Origin of the sequence: Acinetobacter sp. C26M (assembly GCF_023702675.1) — a bacterium.
Classification (GTDB): Bacteria; Pseudomonadota; Gammaproteobacteria; order Pseudomonadales; family Moraxellaceae; genus Acinetobacter.
Genome location: NZ_CP098478.1, coordinates 1,497,851 through 1,519,365, shown reverse-complemented (window position 1 = coordinate 1,519,365; position 21,515 = coordinate 1,497,851). Strand labels below are relative to the sequence as shown.

At 43.4% G+C, this 21,515-nt stretch carries 14 protein-coding genes; 1 reads left to right on the top strand and 13 read right to left on the bottom strand.

Annotation, left to right across the window (positions count from 1 at the left end):
* Positions 1-9: 9 nt before the first annotated feature.
* The 11 genes from NDN11_RS06830 to NDN11_RS06780 form a co-directional block, all read right to left on the bottom strand.
* On the bottom strand, positions 10-1,470 hold the full coding sequence (locus tag NDN11_RS06830; protein ID WP_251111175.1) for a right-handed parallel beta-helix repeat-containing protein: 1,461 nt from the start codon (positions 1,468-1,470) through the stop codon (positions 10-12).
* Between the two features lie 21 nt (positions 1,471-1,491).
* On the bottom strand, positions 1,492-2,331 hold the full coding sequence (aroD, locus tag NDN11_RS06825; RefSeq protein WP_251111174.1) for a type I 3-dehydroquinate dehydratase: 840 nt from the start codon (positions 2,329-2,331) through the stop codon (positions 1,492-1,494).
* Positions 2,332-2,624: 293 nt separating this feature from the next.
* Positions 2,625-3,254, bottom strand: coding sequence for a protocatechuate 3,4-dioxygenase subunit alpha (gene pcaG / locus NDN11_RS06820; RefSeq protein ID WP_251111173.1), 630 nt, complete (start codon positions 3,252-3,254; stop codon positions 2,625-2,627).
* Between the two features lie 12 nt (positions 3,255-3,266).
* Positions 3,267-3,992, bottom strand: a complete 726-nt coding sequence (gene pcaH / locus NDN11_RS06815) for a protocatechuate 3,4-dioxygenase subunit beta (RefSeq protein WP_171552481.1) — start codon at positions 3,990-3,992, stop codon at positions 3,267-3,269.
* A gap of 10 nt (positions 3,993-4,002) precedes the next feature.
* Positions 4,003-4,416, bottom strand: a complete 414-nt coding sequence (gene pcaC / locus NDN11_RS06810; protein WP_004772813.1) for a 4-carboxymuconolactone decarboxylase — start codon at positions 4,414-4,416, stop codon at positions 4,003-4,005.
* Positions 4,417-4,448: 32 nt separating this feature from the next.
* Complete coding sequence (gene pcaK, locus NDN11_RS06805) at positions 4,449-5,801, bottom strand: 4-hydroxybenzoate transporter PcaK (RefSeq protein WP_065342297.1); 1,353 nt, start codon at positions 5,799-5,801, stop codon at positions 4,449-4,451.
* 41 nt (positions 5,802-5,842) lie between these two features.
* Positions 5,843-6,628 carry a 3-oxoadipate enol-lactonase gene (gene pcaD / locus NDN11_RS06800; RefSeq protein ID WP_251111172.1) on the bottom strand — a complete coding sequence of 262 codons (786 nt, stop codon included), beginning with the start codon at positions 6,626-6,628 and terminating at the stop codon, positions 5,843-5,845.
* Between the two features lie 4 nt (positions 6,629-6,632).
* Positions 6,633-7,982, bottom strand: a complete 1,350-nt coding sequence (pcaB, locus tag NDN11_RS06795) for a 3-carboxy-cis,cis-muconate cycloisomerase (RefSeq protein ID WP_251111171.1) — start codon at positions 7,980-7,982, stop codon at positions 6,633-6,635.
* Positions 7,983-7,990: 8 nt separating this feature from the next.
* A complete protein-coding gene (gene pcaF, locus NDN11_RS06790) occupies positions 7,991-9,199 on the bottom strand; it encodes a 3-oxoadipyl-CoA thiolase (RefSeq protein WP_251111170.1) in 1,209 nt (402 codons plus the stop codon).
* 216 nt (positions 9,200-9,415) lie between these two features.
* A complete protein-coding gene (locus NDN11_RS06785) occupies positions 9,416-10,069 on the bottom strand; it encodes a 3-oxoacid CoA-transferase subunit B (RefSeq protein WP_251111169.1) in 654 nt (217 codons plus the stop codon).
* Positions 10,066-10,755 carry a 3-oxoacid CoA-transferase subunit A gene (locus NDN11_RS06780; RefSeq protein WP_251111503.1) on the bottom strand — a complete coding sequence of 230 codons (690 nt, stop codon included), beginning with the start codon at positions 10,753-10,755 and terminating at the stop codon, positions 10,066-10,068. The genes NDN11_RS06785 and NDN11_RS06780 overlap by 4 nt, the downstream gene beginning before the upstream one ends.
* A gap of 249 nt (positions 10,756-11,004) precedes the next feature.
* On the opposite strand from NDN11_RS06780, the gene pcaU reads away from it, so the two are divergent.
* A complete protein-coding gene (gene pcaU, locus NDN11_RS06775) occupies positions 11,005-11,829 on the top strand; it encodes an IclR family transcriptional regulator PcaU (protein ID WP_005312897.1) in 825 nt (274 codons plus the stop codon).
* Between the two features lie 182 nt (positions 11,830-12,011).
* Here the strand turns inward: pcaU and tpgA are convergent, their stop codons facing one another.
* Both tpgA and NDN11_RS06765 read right to left on the bottom strand, forming a co-directional pair.
* Positions 12,012-12,812: a trimeric autotransporter adhesin/peptidogylcan-associated protein TpgA gene (tpgA, locus tag NDN11_RS06770; protein ID WP_251111168.1), complete on the bottom strand. Its 801-nt coding sequence runs from the start codon at positions 12,810-12,812 to the stop codon at positions 12,012-12,014.
* Positions 12,813-12,875: 63 nt separating this feature from the next.
* Positions 12,876-21,239 carry an ESPR-type extended signal peptide-containing protein gene (locus tag NDN11_RS06765; RefSeq protein WP_251119301.1) on the bottom strand — a complete coding sequence of 2,788 codons (8,364 nt, stop codon included), beginning with the start codon at positions 21,237-21,239 and terminating at the stop codon, positions 12,876-12,878.
* Between the last annotated feature and the right edge of the window lie 276 nt (positions 21,240-21,515).

Below are 21,515 nucleotides of genomic sequence, written 5' to 3'. Positions count from 1 at the left end.
CCTTGCCGTTTATTTCAGTTTTACAGCTGAACTGAGTTCAGATGTTGCACCTACACGGTCAGTGATCGTTGCTGTCACTGAAGCCACTTGGGTTGTTGATTTCCAAGTCAGCGCTGCGGTTCCTTGTGCATTGGTTGCGGCAACCGCTGAACCTAAATAAAACTCGGCCTCATTTGAATTTGCCGATGTGTTGCCAAAAAACTCGACCTGATAACGCTGATTCGGTTGCGCTTTGACCTCAGCGGTAATTTGTCCTTTGGACACACTTAATTTTGGTGCCTGAATATTCTGGTTCGGTTGTGCATTACAGCCTTGCTCATCTGGTTTGTTGCAGGTTTTTTGCAAGTTTGCAGGATCAATTTTGACGCCATGACCACGTGAACCTACAAAATGTGCATGCTCTAATCCTAGAATATCAAAGATAATCGCGCCGACGCGTTGATTCGGTACGCAACTTCCACCTGCCTCACAACGTTTAATGTCTTTGCCGTTATTCCAAATTAAGTTTTTGGTCAGGGTAATGTGGGCATTGGCATCTTTTTCAGAACGGATCGCAATCCCCACCCGATTACCATGTACTTTATTGCTGTCAAAAATGTTGCCATCACCCGTCAGGTTAAAACCATTGGAGTTATTGGTCAGTTCGTTATAGGCAATGTAGTTACGCTTGCCCCAGTTGATCTGTAAGCCATCTGAATAGTTTTCAAATTTATTGCCGACGACCGCATTGTCATTGCCCCACAAGATTTCAATCCCTTGTGAAGGTTCAGGATTTGCTGCCGTTGAAATAAAATGGTTATTGGCGACCAAGTTAAATGCTGCACCACGAGTTAGTTCAAGCCCGTCACCATTGTCCTGAAAATAGTTGTTCAATACTTTGTTGTTATTGGTGGTGGTCGCTGTTGGATTACCCTTACCATCATCACCCGTCAACATCACCCCTGCACCACCGTAGTTATGCATAATACGGTTGTTTTGAATCAAGTTATTGCTGGCACGGTTCATCAAAATACCAATACAGAAATGACGAATTTCCAAGCCTTGGATGGTGACCCCATTGATATCGCGTAATACGATGCCCGGCAAAGTCGTAGTCCGCACATTGGTCCCAAATTGTCCTTCGACTGCACCTGGGCAGGCTTCGACTCCTGTACCTTTAATATAATTTGAGCCATCGACCGCGATAAATTCACCTGTCTTCGCCCATTGCGTCCCAATGATTTTTACAGACGCTTTGATCTCAGGTAATGGACTGTTGACCTTAATGGCATAAGGTGCTTTTCCTACCGCCTGAATCAGAATCTCACTGGCCTCAGTTGGTTTGCGATTGGCTTGCTCAATTGCCCAACGTAAAGTGCCTTTATCCGTATCATCTTGATAACGATCTACGATATAAGTTTCTGCTGCTGCCCAACCCGAAACTGCCATAGCGATGGCTAAAGTACTTAAACGTATATAAATTGATTTCATGTTTAAAAAATCCTTTTTAAATTATTGTGTTGGTTGAACCGTTTTTAAAAACTGTTTTAGTTGAGTTACATCAATCTGCCCTGGCGCTGATGCTTCACCAATCATGCCAAAACTAAAGCTGCCACCCATATTTGCTGTGGCAATTCGAGAAATCGTCCCGAGTTTCCCCATCGACATGGTGAGTAATGGCTTTTTAGATTGCTGACTCACTTTTAAAGTCGCATTCATTAAGGTGAATACATCCTGTTTGCTTTGCGGCATCACTGCAATTTTAAGAATATCGGCGCCTAACTCATCCTGTTTAAGTAAGCGCTTGATGATTTCGGCCTCAGATGGTGTTTTTTGAAAATCATGATTCGACATCACAATCAGCACTTTTTTCGCATGTGCCAATTTGACGGTATTCTTCACAATGTGCTGATCACGGAACATTTCCACATCGAGCATGTCCATAAATGGCTGCTGTAAATACGCTTGATAGGTCTTGCCATAATTTGCATCGCTAATGGTCAATTGCCCACCTTCGTTATGAGTACGAATGGTGGCAATCATCGGCTTAGTACCTAGAATCTGTTTTAATTCATGTCCCAAGGCAATCACTTGCTTGCTATCACTGGCAAAGCTCAGTAAATCAATCCGAAACTCCGCGAGATCTGCATCGGCATTCGCTGCAATCACTTTTGCCTGAGCAATTGCCTGTTCTTTGGTTTTGGCTGTGATTGGTACAATAGTTTTCACAGGCAACTTTGCCAGTTCAGCTAATTCAACTGAATTTGACAAATTCACTTGAGCTTGGGTCATTTGAACCGTAAATAAAGGGCTGACCAGCAGCATTAACGCTGCCAATGTTTTCATATCCATGAATATTTTCCTTAGTCGAAATTATTGTGTTGTTACACTGCGGCGTCTTGCTAGGTTCTCATCCAATTTTCGGATAAGCTTTCAGCTGGACTTACTTTGGTTTCGCCCTGAGAAGCGCTTGAAGCTTCGTAAGGGCAAAAGCATTGTCATCCCGTAAAGTTCACTTCTGATACCACATTCGTAGCATAGCTACTCGTCTTGCGCTCAGACAAAGCGTTGCTTTGTTTATCTTCGCTCAGGTTGCAGATGACATTCCCAAATAGCTAATTTCTACATACGTTTCTTTAATATATTTAAATATCAAAGAACACTGTTTCATCATCACCCTGAATACGGATATCAAAGCGATAAACCACTTCACCATCCACTTCACTGCGTTTGGCGATTAAAGTCTGGCGACGTACCGCCCATTCAATGCTGTTTAAAACAGGATCATTGGCATTGGCATCCACTTCATCTTCAAAATAAATACGCGTATGCAAACCAATATTGATACCGCGGGCAAACACTGCGACTGCGATATGCGGTGCCTGAATTGAACCTTTACGGCCTGCAACAGCGCCTGGTTTTACCGTATTAAAACTCCAGAAGCCTGTTTCAAAATTGGCACCTGTACGGCCCCAGCCCAGAAAATGTGGATCGGCAGTTTTACCTTGGGTGTCTGCCTGACTTGGATAAACCCCATTGGCATCCGCCTGCCAGATTTCCAGCAATACATCTCTTAATGGCAAACCAAGACCATCAAATACTTGACCTTCGAGACGAATACGTTGTCCTTGCGTTTGCTCATTGACTAACTGGTTATCAAAGTTATGCTCAAATACTTCGATATTGGCTTGTTGTGGTAGTAAACCGATATGAACATAAGGGCCACCCGTTTGTGATGGGGTTTCCTTTAATTCCTGAAAATTCCATGCATTCATCGTATGACTCCCTTAAGTCAAATCATTTTCAAAATAAGTCGCACGACGACCACGAAGATGAATATCAAAGCGATAACAACGGCTATCTGCTTCAATGAAATTGTTTTTATCTTCCAATGCGATCAAGGCACGACGCTGATCTTCAGATGGAATGGTTTTTAAAATCGGGCAAGTATCAATCAAGGTATCGCCTTCAAAATAGAACTGCGAAATCAGACGCTGTGCCCAACCATCTGCGATCAAGGAAAAATGAATATGTGCTGGGCGCCATTCATTAATTCGGTTACGCCACGGGTATGGACCTGGTTTAATGGTACGGAAAATAAAGAAACCATTTTCATCGGTTAAGGTACGGCCACAACCACCAAAGTTAGGATCCATCGCACCAATAAATTTGTCATTTGGGTGACGATAACGACCTGATGCATTGGCCTGCCACACTTCCAATAAGGCATTTTTCACAGGACGGCCGAACTGATCACGCACATAACCATGCACAATGATACGTTCGCCCACAGGTAGACCTTCTTTGGCATAGTTCAGGATCAAGTCATTGTCTTTAGGACCAAAAATACTCGGTGAAAAATGTGGTGAAGTGACTTCAGTCAAGGTTTCATTAATTGAGATCAATGCATTCTTTGGCGAGCGTAATACACTGGTCTTATAACCGGGTGTATATGCTGGTGGATGATCATCGGTATTACGTTGTGGGTATGCACCTAATGTATGCTTTAACATGCCTGTCTCCTTAATCCTGTGGTTGTGCTGCAACGGGCTGCACGTCAATGCCAAGTTCTTTAAAAACTTCTTCGGCCATATGCATGGCTGCATTAGCTGCTGGCAAACCTGCATATAAAGAACTATGCAAAATCAGTTCTTTCAGCTCGTCCTTGGTGACACCATTGTTGAAGCAAGCACGCAAATGCATTCTGAGTTCATCTTCTCGCCCCAACGCCAATAAGATGGCAATGGTGACCAAACTACGGGTATGACGTGGCAAGCCTTCACGTGACCACACTTCGCCCCAAGCAAAACGACTAATAAAGTTCTGGAAATCCTGATTGAAATCATTGAGGTTCGCTAAAGAGCGGCCGACATGTTTTTCACCCAACACTTCGGTACGGACTTTCAGTCCTTGTTGATAACGTTGTTCATCATTCATGAACGTTGCTCCTCATCTTGAAAATATGAGCCTTAGGTTGCATCGGTATGAGCAACTAGCGATTTAACAAAAATTGCGATGGCCGCTGCCGTAGCAGGAATCATCAATAAACTGAGAATTGCGGTAAATGACCAGTCATTGCCCAATAACACGGCACCAATCCATGCACCAAACACGGCACCAAAACGACCAATTCCTGTCATCCATGCAATACCAGTTGCACGACATTGGGTTGGATAGAAGCGCGCACTTAAGGCTGGCATAGACGATTGCGCACCATTAATGGCAATCCCTGCACAAAGCACCAACACGGCCAATAGAGTTGGATTGCTCAGGCTTTGCCCAACAGCAACAGCAAATAAACCTGCAATAAAATAGAAGCCCGAAATAATGCGATTTGGATTAAAGCGATCCATTGCCCAACCAATGAACAAGGCACTGAGTACGCCACCGAATTGGAACAATCCACCGATAAATGCGGCACGCTCCATGGTTGCGCCCGTTTCACGCATCAAGGTTGGTAACCAACTGGTCAGCAAATAAATCACCACCAAACCCATAAAATAGGTCGACCACAATAAAACCGTGCCTTTGGCATATTGTTTGGAGAACAGCATGCCAAACACATTTTTCTTTTCTGCAACAGCAGACTGTTCTTCTGGAATATGGAAATGCTCGACTGTTTGAACTTTTTCAGGTGCAATATGACTTAAAATTTTGCGGACTTTTGCAGGGTCTTGACCTTTCACGATCAGGAAGCGATAAGACTCAGGTAATAAAAAAATTACCAACACCATCAGAATTAATGGTGTCCATCCACCCAACAAAAACAGACTATGCCAACCATAAGTCGGAATAAGCCAACTGCTGATAAAACCACCAGTAGCCATACCTAAGTTGTAACCACAGAACATACAAGTCACCAGTAAAGAGCGACTCCGTTGCGGACAGTATTCTGAAAACAAGGTGGTCGCATTCGGCATCGCTGCGCCTAAACCAATACCCGTTAAAAAGCGCAATACCACCAAACTATTTAAGTCTGGCGCATAAGCCGAAGCCAAGGTAAAACCACCAAAAATCAACATGGAGATGGTTAAAACAATTTTTCGTCCAAACCGATCTGCTGTTGGTCCTGAAACCAATGCTCCAATGATCATGCCACCGAGTGCAGCACTCATTACTGGCCCGAGTTGTGAGCGATCAATGCCCCAATCCTGAGCCAAAGCAGGTGCAATAAAACCCATTGCTGCAGTATCGATTCCATCGACAAATACAATGAGAAAACAAATAATTGCGATCATCCATTGATACTTGCTTACAGGTGCCTCATTAATCAGTGCCTGTGCATCCATACTGTTTTTTTGGGCAGCAAATTCCTGTGCCATAGTTGCCTCCTTGTAGGCGAATTCCTTTCTAACCCTTATGGTTATATGTTTTGAATAAACTTGGACAATGTCTGATTGAATACTTGTGGTTGTTCAATATTGGATAGATGCGACGCTGCCAAGATTTCAAGCTGACTGGTTGTAATGAGTTGATGCATAAACTCTGCATCTTGAACCGTTGTGACAGGATCGTACTGCCCTGCAATAATTAACGTTGGAATCTGAATTTGATGCAGTTGATCTCGAACATCTGCATCAGCTAAAGCACGACATGCATTGGCATAACCTTGTGCAGGTGTCACTGCAAGACTTTGAATGGTCTTTTGCGCTAAAACATCATGCGCATAATCAAAATGTTCACTAAACCAACGTGTATGCGTGGTCTTTACAATGTCAGCCAAACCGTTTTGTTCAACACTCTCTGCACGGGTATTCCACGCTTCGGCAGTACCAATTTTTGCAGCTGAGTTCGCCACGCTAATACTGTTAAAACGTTCGGCATGATAGATCGCTAAAGCCAATGCGGTAATCCCGCCCATTGAAATGCCACAGAAATGAACTTTTTCAATGGCTAAGGCATCTAGGATATCAACCACATCTTCTGCCAGATTTTGCAGGGTGCTATTGGCAATGACTGCGCTTGCACCATGCCCACGTGTGTCATAGCTAATAATTTGATAATGATCAGCCAAAGCTGCAACTTGTGCCTGCCACATGCCATGATCGGTTCCCAAAGAGTTGGAGAACATGATGACTGGCGCATCTTTTAGCCCTTGCACTTGAACTGCAAGTGGATGTCCTTGACGATTATTGATATGCGTGATCATGTGCTTACTCTCCTTGTGCTGCGTGTAGCACAGCATCAATTTGGGCTTGAATATTGCCAAGGTAAGATGCTGGCATGAACAATTCATCCAATGCCTGATCATTAAAATGAGTGCTAACTTCATGCATCGCTGACAAGATAGTTTTTAAATGCTGCTGTTGAGTAACTGCTTGCTGACATGCTTGCTCAACCAAATGGTGTGCATCTAAACGACCAATCTTGGGCGCAAGTGCCATCATCACAGCTTCTGCCATGATTAAACCCTGTGTACATTCAAGATTACGTCGCATCGCGTCTGAATTGACTTGCATGTGCTCAAGCACATCGCAACTACGTTCTAAAGCACCTGCACATAACTGAAAAATTTCTGGGATTGCCAGCCATTCTGCATGCCAAGCGCCCAAAGCACGTTCATGCTCTTGCACCATACTTTGATAGACGCTCGCCATTAAGGCAGGTACACGATTGGCTGCTGCAAGAATTGAAGCTGCTGCCACAGGATTACGCTTATGCGGCATGGTCGATGAACCACCACGCCCTTTTGCTGCTGGTTCAAAAACTTCTGCGATTTCGGTTTGCATCAGTAATGACCAGTCTTTTGCCATCTTGCCAACATTGCCAACAACCAAAGCAAGGGTACTGGCAATTTCAACCATACGGTCTCGTTCACCATGCCATGTACACTCAGGTGCTGTTAACTTGAGTTGTGCTGCAAAAGCTTCGACCACCGCCGAACCTTGATCTTGTAAAGATGCCAGTGAACCTACTGCACCACCGAGTTGTGCAGTCAATACGCGAGTTTTCATTGCCTGTAAGCGATCAAGATCACGCTTCAAAGCTGCCGCCCAACGTGCAAACTTATGTCCCAAAGTAATCGGCAAAGCTTGTTGTAACCACGTCCGTCCAATCATGACTTGATGGCGATATTGCTGAGCTTGCTTTAAGGAGATTTGATACGCTTGCTGTAATTGCTGTTCGATCAAAGCCAAAGCATCACGACACTGCAAAATCGTTGCTGTATCAATGATGTCTTGACTGGTCGCACCCCAATGCACATAGCGTGAAGCGTCTTCATCATGCTGTTTCACCAAAGCGGTGAATTGTTTTACTAATGGAATCGCCACATTACCTGCCAGTCCAGCTGCTGTAGCCAATGCATCCATATTGATTTGTGCTACAGCATTTTGACCCACCTGTTCAATGATGCTTGCGGCAGAGCTAGGAATCACATTAACCTGTGCCTGAGCTTTGGCTAAATCCACTTCGGCTTGAATCATATAACTCAATAAAGCTTGATCACTAAAAATGGCAGTGACTTCAGGCTGGTAAAATAAGCTGGCGTATAACTGGCTCATAGCAGACCTCACTCAACACGTTCAATAATCAGTGCAATGCCTTGACCAACACCAATACACATCGAACACAAGGCATATTGACCTTTGATCTGTTCAAGCTGATTCAATGCGGTGGTGACTATACGCGCACCTGAAGCACCTAAAGGATGACCCAAGGCAATTGCACCACCATTCGGGTTAATTCGTGCATCGTCATCACTTAAGCCTAAATCACGGGTCACGGCTAAAGCCTGTGCCGCAAAAGCTTCATTCAGTTCAATCACGTCCATTTGTTCTAGCGTGAGATTGGCCTGTTTCAGTAATTTCTTGATTGCAGGTGCAGGCGCAAAACCCATAATCCGTGGCTCAACCCCAACGGTAGTCGCGGCAATGATTTTGGCACGTGGCTTGAGCTGGTATTTTTCTACCGCTCCATCAGAAGCGATCAGCAACGCTGCTGCACCATCATTAATCCCAGAGGCATTACCTGCTGTGACGGTACCTTCGGCTTTCACCACACCTTTGAGTTTAGTCAACGCTTCCAATGTGGTTGAAGCACGTGGATGCTCATCGGTATCCACCACAATCGCATCACCCTTACGCTGTGGAATCGTCACAGGAGTAATTTCGTTGGCGAAGAAGCCATTGACTTGCGCGGTTGCAGTACGTTGTTGGCTGTTAAGCGCAAATTGGTCTTGATCGGCACGGTTAATATTGAATTGTTCCGCCACGTTTTCAGCCGTTTGTGGCATGGTATCTACACCATGCAGCTCTTTGAGTTTTGGATTGATAAAACGCCAGCCCATGGTGGTGTCTTCAATCTTTTGACTACGGCCAAAGGCACTGTCGGATTTGCCCATCACATAGGGCGCACGGCTCATGCTTTCGACCCCGCCTGCAATAATCAAATCAGCTTCATTGGCTTTAATCGCACGTGCCGCCATGGCAATCGCATCCAGTGATGAACCACATAAACGGTTCACTGTGGTAGCAGGCACTTGATAAGGTAAACCTGCCAATAGTGCTGACATACGTCCAACATTGCGATTGTCTTCACCTGCCTGATTGGCACAGCCATAGATCAGATCATCGACTTGTTGCCAATCCACGCTAGGATTACGTTGCATCAAGGCCTGAATCGGAATGGCTCCCAGGTCATCAGCACGTATAGGTGCAAGACCACCGGCATAGCGACCGAATGGGGTACGGATGGCATCGATGATATAAGCGTTTTTCATTTTAAATCTTGTCCTTTACTTCGGGCCTTTCAGCCATTCTCCGTCGATATTTCGCGGCAGCGGCATGGATGCCGCCTCGTTACTCAGCACAACAGGGAGGTTGTGTCTGAGTAACAAAGGATTTTTGTTAATTTTTATCCTTAAAAATCTCCCCTAACCCCTCTTTATAAAGAGGGGGACTCCTCCCTTTCTTAAAGGGAGGTTGGGAGGGATTCATTATCCTTGCGTCGCATCAATCAGTTTCGCACCCGTCAATGCCTGTAACTCATCAAAGCTCAGACCATCCACTTTCTCAATCACTTTTAAACCTTCTGTGGTCACATCAATCACACATAAGTCGGTATAAATACGATCGACACATTTCAACCCTGTTGCTGGATATGAAAGCGTTTCAACAATCTTGGGTTCACCTTGCTTGGTATTGTGATCGGTGGTGATAAATACTTTCTTGGCACCTACCGCCAAATCCATTGCACCACCCACCGCAGGAATCGCATCTGCTGCACCGGTATGCCAATTGGCCAGATCACCATTGGCTGCCACTTGAAAGGCACCAAGCACTGCAATATCCAAATGCCCGCCACGCATCATGGCAAAGGAATCACCATGATGGAAAAAGCTGCCACCCGTCAGCATGGTCACATACTCTTTACCGGCATTGATCAGTTCAGGATCTTCTTCACCTTTGGCAGGCGGTGGACCGAATGCCAGCAAGCCATTTTCAGAATGTAAGAACACATCTTTATCGGCAGGAAGATAATTGGAAATCTTGGTTGGTAGGCCAATGCCTAAATTGACATAAGCACCATCGGGAATATCTTGTGCGACACGTTCAGCAATTTGGTCACGGCTTAGTTTTTGATAGCTCATTGCTCTGCTCCTATGCCATTGGCTGCATCGACAGCGACCACATGCTGTACAAAAATCCCAGGGGTAATAATGTGTTCAGGATCAAGCTGACCCAGTTCGACCAGTTCAGAAACTTGAGCAATAGTGACATCCGCAGCCATGGACATGATTGGGCCAAAATTACGTGCAGATTTGTTATAAACCAGATTGCCCCAACGATCGCCTTGATGAGCTTTGATCAAGGCAAAGTCGGCTTTGATCGGATATTCAAGCACGTAATCTTTACCCTCGATATGACGGGTTTCCTTGCCTTCTGCCAATAAAGTACCAAAGCCAGTTGGGGTAAATACAGCACCTAAGCCCATACCTGCAGCTTGAATACGGCACGCTAGATTACCTTGTGGCACCAGTTCCAGTTCGATCTTGCCAGCACGATACAGTTCATCGAACACCCATGAGTCAGACTGACGGGGGAAGGAACAGATGATTTTACGTACCGCACCTGTTTTAAGCAGTTTGGCCAAACCATAATCACCATTACCGGCATTATTATTGACAATGATAAGGTCTTTGATGCCAAGTTCGATCAATCCGTCAATCAGTTCAGCGGGTTGTCCTGCGGTGCCAAAGCCACCAATCATGATGGTTGCGCCATCCTTGATCTGTGACAGTGCCTCAGTCAATGTGAGGGTACTTTTATCAATCATCTGACTACTTCCTGTACGATGCATCACTCGTATTTTCATCCTGAAAACCGATGAAATTAAGTCGAGTGCTTTGTTCGGATTTCTTCTATTCATTCTTGATAAATTCTGCGCTCACTTCTAGGCTTTGAAGTGCATTTTGTTCGATGATTATTTTATAAGTTCGATCATCGAACATTTTCCAAGTAAAATAGTCATCTTTCGCTTAGAATGTTTTTATAAAGGAACTGTTTTAGCAAGGATGTCTAAATTATGGAAAATGATCAGGAAAAGAATCCGCGTTTGATTCATCATAACGAAAATAAAAAGACCATTCGGCATGAAGATTTTATTGCAGGAATCGCGAAAGGCTTAGCAATTTTGGAATGCTTCGGCCCTGAACGACATCGCTTAAATATGAGTACCGCCGCTGAAAAAACGGGCATGACCCGCGCGGCTGCGCGACGCCATTTACTCACTTTAGAATACTTAGGCTATTTAGATTTTGATGGGCATTATTATTATCTATCACCCAAGATTCTTAAATTTTCTGGGGCTTATCTGGATGGTTCCACACTTCCAAAAATATGTCAGCCTTTATTAAATCTTTTAACCAATCAAACCTCGTTGATTTATTCGGTGATGGTTTTAGATGGTTATGAAGCGATTACCATTGCCCGTAGTGCAGCTCACCAACAGACCGATCGGGTCAATCCTTATGGCTTACATTTAGGTAATCGACTCCCTGCCCATGCCACCTCTGCTGGCAAAATTCTGCTGGCACATTTAACACCTGAACAACAAAAGCGATGGTTAGAAAAATACCCGTTAAAACGTCTAACCAAATATACCCATACCGAAACTGATCTATTTTTAGAATTACTGCATGAAATTAAAGAACAAGATTGGTGTTATTCCTGCGAAGAACATGAATTAGGGGTGCATGCTGTGGCTGTACCGATTTATGATTCCAATGCAGCCGTTGTTGCGGCCTTAAATATCGTGTCTCCAACCATGCGTACCACCAAGGATTATTTAATTGCCCATATTTTACCTTTGCTACAAGAAACAGCTCGCGATTTACGCCAAATCATTTAATCAGACAAAAAAAAGCCACATCTGGAAATGTGGCGAAAGGTGTATTGCTGCTACAGCTTATGTCCGTATCTTTAAATTAACCACCCTTGCTTAAATGAACATTAAAGTTTTTAACGATCATTATGTTTTGTGTCTCTGTGTGTAAACAGGAGTCGAGCTGATTGCTTTAATCAGACCCATGATTACCAACTCACATTGACACGTCGATTGGGTGCAAGACAGCCGATCAATTGTTGATTATGCTGATCACCTGTACATTGCTGATATACATCGGTTTTGCTATTGGCCTGTATTTGAATACGATTTCCATCAATACCTTGAGCAACCAATAACTTCGCAACTGTATTGGCACGTTGCGAAGATAAACGATAGTTGTAGGCGAACTTACCCAAAGGATCGGTAAAGCCTGCGACAATAATCGGTGTATTTGAACTTTCTGCTTTTATTCTTTGAGCAATCTCCGCAATCGAGGTTGTACCCATCTCAATTGCAGTTTCATCAAAGCGATCAAAAGCAAAGAATATACTGGCTGCCTTCGTTGCAGATACTGGAGCAACGACAGGTTTTTCAGGTAATTGATTATTCTCTCCCCACGCAATCAAACCTTCACATGCTTCTCCTTTCCAGAAAAGTTTTTCCGCAATATATTGTTTATCAAAATCAACTCTTAGCTGACAACGTTGATATTTTTGTGTTTTGGGAATACGGATATCAAGTACATAATTCCATGTTTTAACCGCAAAAATCCCTTCACTAAATTGTGGATTTCCCAATAAATGACGGATTTGATCTTTGGTTAAACCTGTATCTAAACGAGCAACGCTGTCATATTCATAGCGCTTCACTTGCTTTAGATAGCTTTTATCTACATTAGGAAAAGTAACTTCACCCTGCTGAACCTGTTTCATATCATCGGCTTGTGAATAGAATGAAGAAAATCCTATCGCCAATATACTGATCATCAATAATGTATTTTTTTTCATTTCTTGCTCCAAATTATTATAAATTTATGTTGGGAGAGCCCAGCTCTCCCTTTTTTCATTATTTTAATCAAGCACGGTGCTTACGCCAACACGAACCAATGCCCCACCTTGACTGCCAAGCGCAGCACCACTAGTGAGTGACCAACGACCATTATCTGCTGTTTTTCTTAAGGTCACACCAACAGCATTCTGATTATTATAATAACCAGCACCAACGGCTAAGGTGACTTTACCAGCTACATATGGGGCTTGTTCTAATGCCGCATTTGCAGCGATACCCGCTGACATTTTCTCTTCTAAATTATCGATACGACCGTTGGTTTCATAGAAAACCTGCTCTATTCGATCACCCAAGTTATTAATTTGATTCCCTATGTTAATGTTAGCTTGATTCAATGCACCTAGCGCATCTCCCACGTTGTTATAAGAACCATTATTTACATTGTAGGTTGGTTCAGTAAATTTGCCATTTTCATACTTCGCACCACCACCAAGTGATTTGGTAATATATTGGTTCGATGTATTCAATTGCGAGCCATTCACTGCTTCTTTTGAGGTGCTATTGACTGCTCCATCTGCAACATTGCTAATGACTTTGTTGCCCGCATTAATCCCTGCTTTAGTAATCTGAACATCACCTACTGTTACATTATCCGCAGTTACTTTCTGAGTAGTGACTGTTTTAAAAGTGACATCATCATTTGTTGCAACTTTGAACTCTTTACCACCTGAACTATTTGTAGTTTGTGTGACCGTCATATTCTGACCTGCAACGACTGTAGAATGCTGTCCCGCTTTTTGGTTAATTGAACTAATCGCATCATTGATATTGGTCGCACCTGTCCCGCCAATATTAGTAATGGTATTTCCATCACCACCAACAAAAGCCCCATCCCCCAACATGTCATGCAATTGACTACCATTCACAGCATCTTTACTGTTTTTAGCAATACTACCCTCTGCAACGTTGGTGATTTTTTTATTCCCTGCATCAATTCCGTTCTGAGTGACACTTGGCCCATCTTTAATGGTTAGACCATTATTATTAAGCGTGCTATTTCCAGCTTGGACACTATCGACTTTAATATCTTTCGCCAAATCAACTGTGACGTTATTCCCCGTATTATTGACTTTGATATTTCCATCTTTATTTGCAAAATCAACGGTATCTGTTGGTTTTACTTGGCTTGAGTTTTGCCCATTGGTGGTTAAGTTCCAACCTTTACTCACTGTTTGCACAGTATTGTTGACTGATTTAATCGCATCATGGATAGTACTTTCACCAGTGTTCCCAATATTGTTATTGATAAATGTGCCTGTATTTGGATCATAAGTCGTTGTGCCACCAATGATGTTTTTCACTCCATCACCAACTGCAAATAATTGACTACCATTCACTGCCTCAGTTGAAGTCGCATTTACATCACCTTTGGCCACATTGGTGATCTTTTGATTGCCTGCACTGATTCCATTCTTGCTGATACTTGGGCTGTTTGCGATCGTATTACCACTGCCATCGACAAAGCTAAGACCATTACTATTGATCAATGTGCCTGCTGCGTTAACGCTATTCACTGCCAAGTCTTTGGATAACTCTATGGCAAGCTTACCTTGATCCACCTTCGTGGTGATGTTGCTGTCGGCACCAACTACATCCACCGTTTGTCCCAGTTTCTTCTGTACTGAATTACCATCTGCCGCAGTTAAACCAAAGCCACTATCTGTCAAACCCGTCTGGATTTGTTTCAATTGCTCTTCTGTCGCTGCACGACCTTGGGTTGCAAAGTCGGCACTACTGATATCTTTATTGCTTAGACCTTCAAGTGTGCCTTTGCCTGCATCTAAAGTCAGAGTATTCGCTGTGTTTTTAACAACCACTTTACCTGCTTCAAGCTGCGTTTGAGTCGTTCCATTTTCAATATTCACGCCCGCCTGGCGCAACACGGTTTTATTTGCTCCAGTACCCGCAGTGACCGTATCAATATTCAGGTCTCGGCTTAAACTAAAATCAATCGTAGTCGTGCCTTTACCATCATTCACCGCAGTCGATTTAAGATTGCTTTCACCTGTGGCTAAGCCAATATCTACCGTATCCGTTGGCTTCACTTGCGTTGCGGCTAGGTTACTGTCTGATTTTACATTCCAGCCCTTATTCGCATTCTGTGCAACATCACTGACTGATTTTAACTGTTCCTCTGTCGCAGCCTGTTTACTGTTATAAGTCGCGTTCGGATCCCATGTGGTGTTGGTCAAACCATTGATTCGACCTGTTACACCATTCACCGTTACAGGGTTGCTGCCTGTGCCTGATCCAATCGTAACTTGATTGGCGAGACGGATATCTACATTATTACCTTGATTGCTGATCACAAGGTTGCTGTCTGCATTGGAAATATCTACAGTGCCGTCAGGTGCAACATTACTCTTGCTTGCCGCATTGTTATTGGTGGTGAGATTCCAACCCTTATTGGCAATTTGCTGGACTTCATTCAACTGACTACCATTCACCGCATCAGTCGACGTCGCATTTACATCACCTTTGGCAACATTGGTGATCTTTTGATTGCCCGCACTGATTCCATTCTTGCTAATACTTGGGCTGTTTGCGATCGCATTCCCGCTACCATCGACAAAGCTAAGACCATTGCTATTGATTAATGTGCCCGCTGCGTTAACGCTGTCGACTTTCAGATCTTTACTTAAACTAAAGTCAATCGTGGTGGTACCTTTACCATCATTCACCGCAGTCGATTTAAGATTGCTTTCACCTGTCGCCAAACCAATATCGACCGTATCTGTTGGCTTCACTTGCGTTGCGGCTAGGTTACTGTCTGATTTTACATTCCAGCCCTTATTCGCATTCTGTGCAACATCACTCACTGATTTTAATTGTTCCTCGGTCGCAGCCTGTTTATTGTTATAGCTTGCGTTCGGATCCCATGTGGTATTGGTCAAGCCATTGATTCGACCTGTTACACCATTCACTGTTACAGGGTTGCTGCCTGTGCCTGATCCAATCGTGACCTGATTGGCGAGACGGATATCTACATTATTACCTTGATTGCTGATCACAAGGTTGCTGTCTGCATTGGAAATATCTACAGTGCCGTCAGGTGCAACATTGCTCTTACTTGCCGCATTGTTATTGGTGGTGAGATTCCAACCCTTATTGGCAATTTGCTGGACTTCATTCAACTGGCTGCCATTCACCGCATCGGTTGATGTCGCATTTACATCACCTTTGGCCACATTGGTGATCTTTTGATTGCCTGCACTAATTCCATTCTTGCTGATACTTGGGCTATTTGCGATTGCATTACCACTGCCATCTACAAAGCTGAGACCATTGCTATTAATTAATGTGCCAGCTGCGTTGACGCTATTCACTGCCAAGTCTTTGGATAACTCTATGGCAAGCTTACCTTGATCCACCTTCGTAGTGATATTGCTGTCGGCTCCCACCACATCGACCGTTTGTCCCAGTTTCTTCTGTACTGAATTACCATCTGCCGCAGTTAAACCAAAGCCACTATCCGTCAAACCCGTCTGGATTTGTTTCAATTGCTCTTCCGTCGCTGCACGACCTTGAGTGGCAAAGTCGGCACTGCTGATATCTTTATTGCTTAGACCCTCAAGCGTGCCTTTACCTGCATCTAAAGTCAGGGTATTCGCTGTGTTTTTAACAACCACTTTACCTGCTTCAAGCTGCGTTTGAGTCGTTCCATTTTCAATATTCACGCCCGTCTGACTCAACACCGTTTTATTTGTTCCAGTACCCGCAGTGACCGTATCAATATTCAGGTCTCGGCTTAAGCTAAAATCAATCGTGGTGGTACCTTTACCATCATTCACCGCAGTCGATTTAAGATTGCTTTCACCTGTCGCCAAACCAATATCTACCGTATCCGTTGGCTTCACTTGCGTTGCGGCTAAGTTACTGTCTGATCTTACATTCCAGCCCTTGTTGGCATTCTGTGCAACATCACTGACTGACTTTAACTGTTCCTCGGTCGCAGCCTGTTTACTGTTATAGGTGGTATTTGGATCCCATGTGGTATTGGTCAAACCATTGATTCGACCTGTTACACCATTCACTGTTACAGGGTTGCTGCCTGTGCCTGATCCAATCGTAACTTGATTGGCGAGACGGATATCTACATTATTACCTTGGTTGCTGATCACAAGGTTGCTGTCTGCATTGGAAATATCTACAGTGCCGTCAGGTGCAACATTGCTCTTACTTGCCGCATTGTTATTGGTAGTGAGATTCCAACCCTTATTGGCAATTTGCTGGACTTCATTCAACTGGCTGCCATTCACCGCATCGGTTGATGTCGCATTTACATCACCTTTGGCGACATTGGTGATCTTTTGATTTCCTGCACTAATTCCATTCTTGCTAATACTTGGGCTGTTTGCGATCGCATTCCCGCTACCATCGACAAAGCTAAGACCATTACTATTGATCAATGTGCCTGCTGCGTTGACGCTATCGACTTTTACATCTTTGGCTAATTTAACCGTGAGCTTATTATTTCCATCGGCAATAACGCCAATATTGTTATCTGTCAATTTGCTCGCATCTGTTACGCCACCAACGACATTTAGTGTTTCTCCAAGTTTACGCTGTACATTGGTACCGCTATCTACTTGAAAGGTCAGTGCTGTATTAGCTAAATCTTCAATTGCAGTATTGGTTTGATGCAACTGACTACCATTAATCGCATCCGTACTGGTGGAACTGATTCGACCTGCAGCGACATTGACGATGGTACGTTCATTCCCTGCACTGCCCACACTTACACTTGAAGAATTGGTAGGTGTACCAGCAAAATTATAGGTCTTGCCATTAATTACCGTACTGGTTGTTTGTACATAATCGGCAGATTGCGAACCATTACCAAGGGCAACCGCATTATTATGATTAACAACTGTATTTGCACCTATGGCAGTCGCACCTTCGGCTGTTGCTTGTGCATTGGTCCCTTGAGCAATGGTATTGGTATTTAACGCTTTGGCATTGAAACCTTGTGAAATTGCTGCACTACCTGTCGCCAAAGCATTTGCACCAATTGCAGTTGCATTATCCGCAATCGCTTGGGCATTATTCCCTTGTGCAATTGCATTGGTATTTAGTGCCTTGGCCGAAACACCTTGGGCAAGCGCATTTTCCCCATCTGCTTTTGCTTGTTTACCTAAAGCAACCCCATTCGCTCCAATCGTCTGAGCATCGAGACCAATTGCAATCGCATCTTTTGCTTCTACCTTACTGTTTTTACCTACTGCAATAGTATTTTCTTCAGTTGCTCGAGCTGTATTTCCTAAAGCAATCGCACTTTGGATCTTGGCAAAACTATCTGTACCAATAGCGATGGTATTTGAATTGAGATTATTATCAATTTCATCTTTGGTCGGATTGGCTTTCCCTGAGATGGCATTATTTCCTAATGCAATCGCATTAGTCGCATAGCTTGTGGCTTGAGTCCCAGTTGCAATTGAGTCACGGGCATTTGCATTGGCTTGTTTACCTGTCGCTAAAGCATTGGTTCCAGATGCCGATGCTTGCGTACCCAAAGCCAGTGCATCTGTACTTGAGGAACGACTGCTGACCCCAACAGCAAGCGCACGATCTGCACTAGCCCGAGCATCATAACCTTGCGCAATACTTTCCTCCCCGCGAGCAATCGTTTCTTTACCAATCGCAATTCCTTTATTGTTGGTCACCAATGCATTGGTACCTACAGCAATCGCATCATTTACTTTATCATTGCTGGTTTGTGGTTCAGATTTCGCATCTTTACCAATCACAATACTGTTCTCACCACGGCTAATTGCATGCTGGCCGATCGCAACACCTGCTGCATCATATGCAATCGTTCCTGTTGAACCAATCGTGGTCGCATTATCACCAAGCGCATAGACCTGCGAACCAATGGCGGTACTGTTTTTATTCTGGGCAATGGCTTCAGGCCCAATTGCAACCGCATCGACCCCAGAAGCACCTTCATTATTTTTGTTACCAATCGCCTCAGATTTAACACTGATATATTTAACTCGGCTTGCCTCAACGGCTTCTTGCATTTGAGCCAGATTCACCGCATCTGTACCCACTTTACCTGGTGCCAAACCACTAATTACCGTATTTGGTCTTAGATTAATTTGCTTAGAGGTTGCATCTGTATAAGTCACAGCATTGTCGACGCTTGGAAGCACCGCACCACTTGAGATTGCGCCTAAAGCGTCAACCACGGTGTTGTATTTATATTCCTTGCCATTATTATCTTTCAGTGTGATTTGTGAATAATTGCCGTTGTTGTCTACACTGACATCACCACCAATTAAATTACCTACTTTTTCTTGAGCAATTTTTAACTGTCTGACGTTAACTGCATCATAACCATCCGCACCATCATCCACATGAGCAATTCGGCGGTTAAATGCAGCCACCCCTCCTGACCCATCCGAACCAACTGAGATGACACCTTGATTACTGGTTTTAGATGAGGTCAAATAGCCTGTTTGTGTTTCCGCTAAATCTTTTGAAGCGACTGAGTTAGAACCCAATGCAATACTGTTGTCTTTAGACCACGCATTAATCCCGACAGCAACACCATTATCTGCATTTTTCTTGGTTCCTGTGCCTGAACCATCATCAATACCTTCTACTTTTGAAGCAGCTCCAATCGCAACTGCACCTTGATTGTCAGCACTCGCTAAATAACCGACAGCAACAGCAGCTTGACCAGAGATTGAGCGCCCACCGATCGCTGTAGTATGGTCAGTTTCTTTAGCATTTTGATTGGATAAATAACCAATACTGACATTTTCTTCACCCGTGGAAGCTTGCCCCGACTTCGAACCAATCGCAATATTATAATTGCCTGAAGTCCCATTGGATGCTTCTAAACCAATGGCAATATTTTCATTGCCTTTGATGTTTTGTCCTGCACTGGTACCAATTGCAATATGGTTTTGATTACTATTTCCTGCATTATTGACTGTACCCACACCCGCATTTGCACCTAAAGAAATTGCACTGGTACTATTCGCTTGTGCACCTGAACCAAGTGCAGTTGAATTTGCACCACTCGCAATTGCACTATCGCCCAAAGCCGTGGCTGAACCAGATGCTGCTTTCGCCCCTTTACCAACCGCTGTGGCATTCGATGCAGAAGCTTCCGCACTTGTACCGAATGCACTCGCATTTTCGGCACTGGCAATAGAGTTAGAACCTACAGCTATGGCATTTTTAGTGTTAGTGCCACTAATTTTTGCTCCATCACCAATCGCAATTGAACTGGTAATTTCCTTCGTATCAGTTGTTGCCGCTTGCCCAATCACTGTATTTTTATTGCCTAATGCTTTGGTATCTTTGCCAATCGCAATTGACTCAATACCATCGGTAGCAGGTGTACCACCAACCGTTGCTGTTCCAACAACAGCATTATTGCCAATCGCTACTGCATCTGTTGCAGCACTATTGGTAACAGCTTTTGGTCCCACCGCCACTGAGTCTGTTCCATCAGCGACAGAATCATCTAAAACTGAAGTTGCATGAAAGTATTTAGCACGTTCAATCCCAGCATTTAACAGATCTTGCTCAACTTTATACAGTTGATCACCAGTCACGACCTCCTTCGATCCAGAACCTACAGTGGCATTTTTAGTCACTGTAATTTGACCATTATCGATCACAACGCCATCGACTGTAACTTTGTCAAAACTAACTTCTGGCTTTGTAGCAACAGTCAGATTATTTCCTGATCGGGTAATGGCGATATTTGTACCATCTAAAAACTGAACCGTGTCTGAGGCTTTTACCGAGCTTGCAGCATCACCATTTGCTTGAATTTTCCACGTCTGATTTGATATTCCACCGACCGATGATTGTAAGTTTGCAATATCTCCCTCATTGACCGTAACCCGATTATTTAGCGAAGAAATATCACCCGTATTTTTTGAAACATTCGAGTTTAATGTAGAGATATCCCCTGTGTTTTTTGAAACACTCGAATTTAATGATGAAATATCTGAACTATTTTGACTGACTTTATCATCAACCGTTTTCAGCTGCCCAAAAGTTGCAGCATCATTATTATTTACCCCATCACTCAATCCAGAGATTTTATTGCTTGTACTATCAACCACCACCGAACCCACGGTGACATTCTTAAATACAACATTATCCGATGTAGAGATCGTATGCTTTATATTCAGTGGATCACTATTATCTGTAACGACTTGTATATTACTTCCTTGAATCACGTCATCAGCATAGCTTGTCCCCATCCCCACTGTAAAATTGACCAGTATGACAGCAGCTGAAACTTTAATTGTCTTTGATTTTACTTTGGATTTAGCTAGCTCTGAGACCGCGACCCAAACACCTATTGAAGCATTCCACACCAGTTTATAGACTTTATTCATGATTATTTCACCTTATGGTTTTATGTATATTTTTAAAGTATTTAGTTTGAATAAAATATAAACAGAAACCCACCAAACCCTTGGTAACTTCAAGTAATCCTTTATTTATACTTTTGTTTTTTAAATGTAATTTACAAAAATACAATTTATTTTTTAATTATTTAAAATCTAGTCATTAATTATAATTAACAAATAAAATAATCATTTTAAATCATAGTACTAACCACTCATTATAAAAACTTATTTATTATTTTAAAATTAATTAAATAACACAAA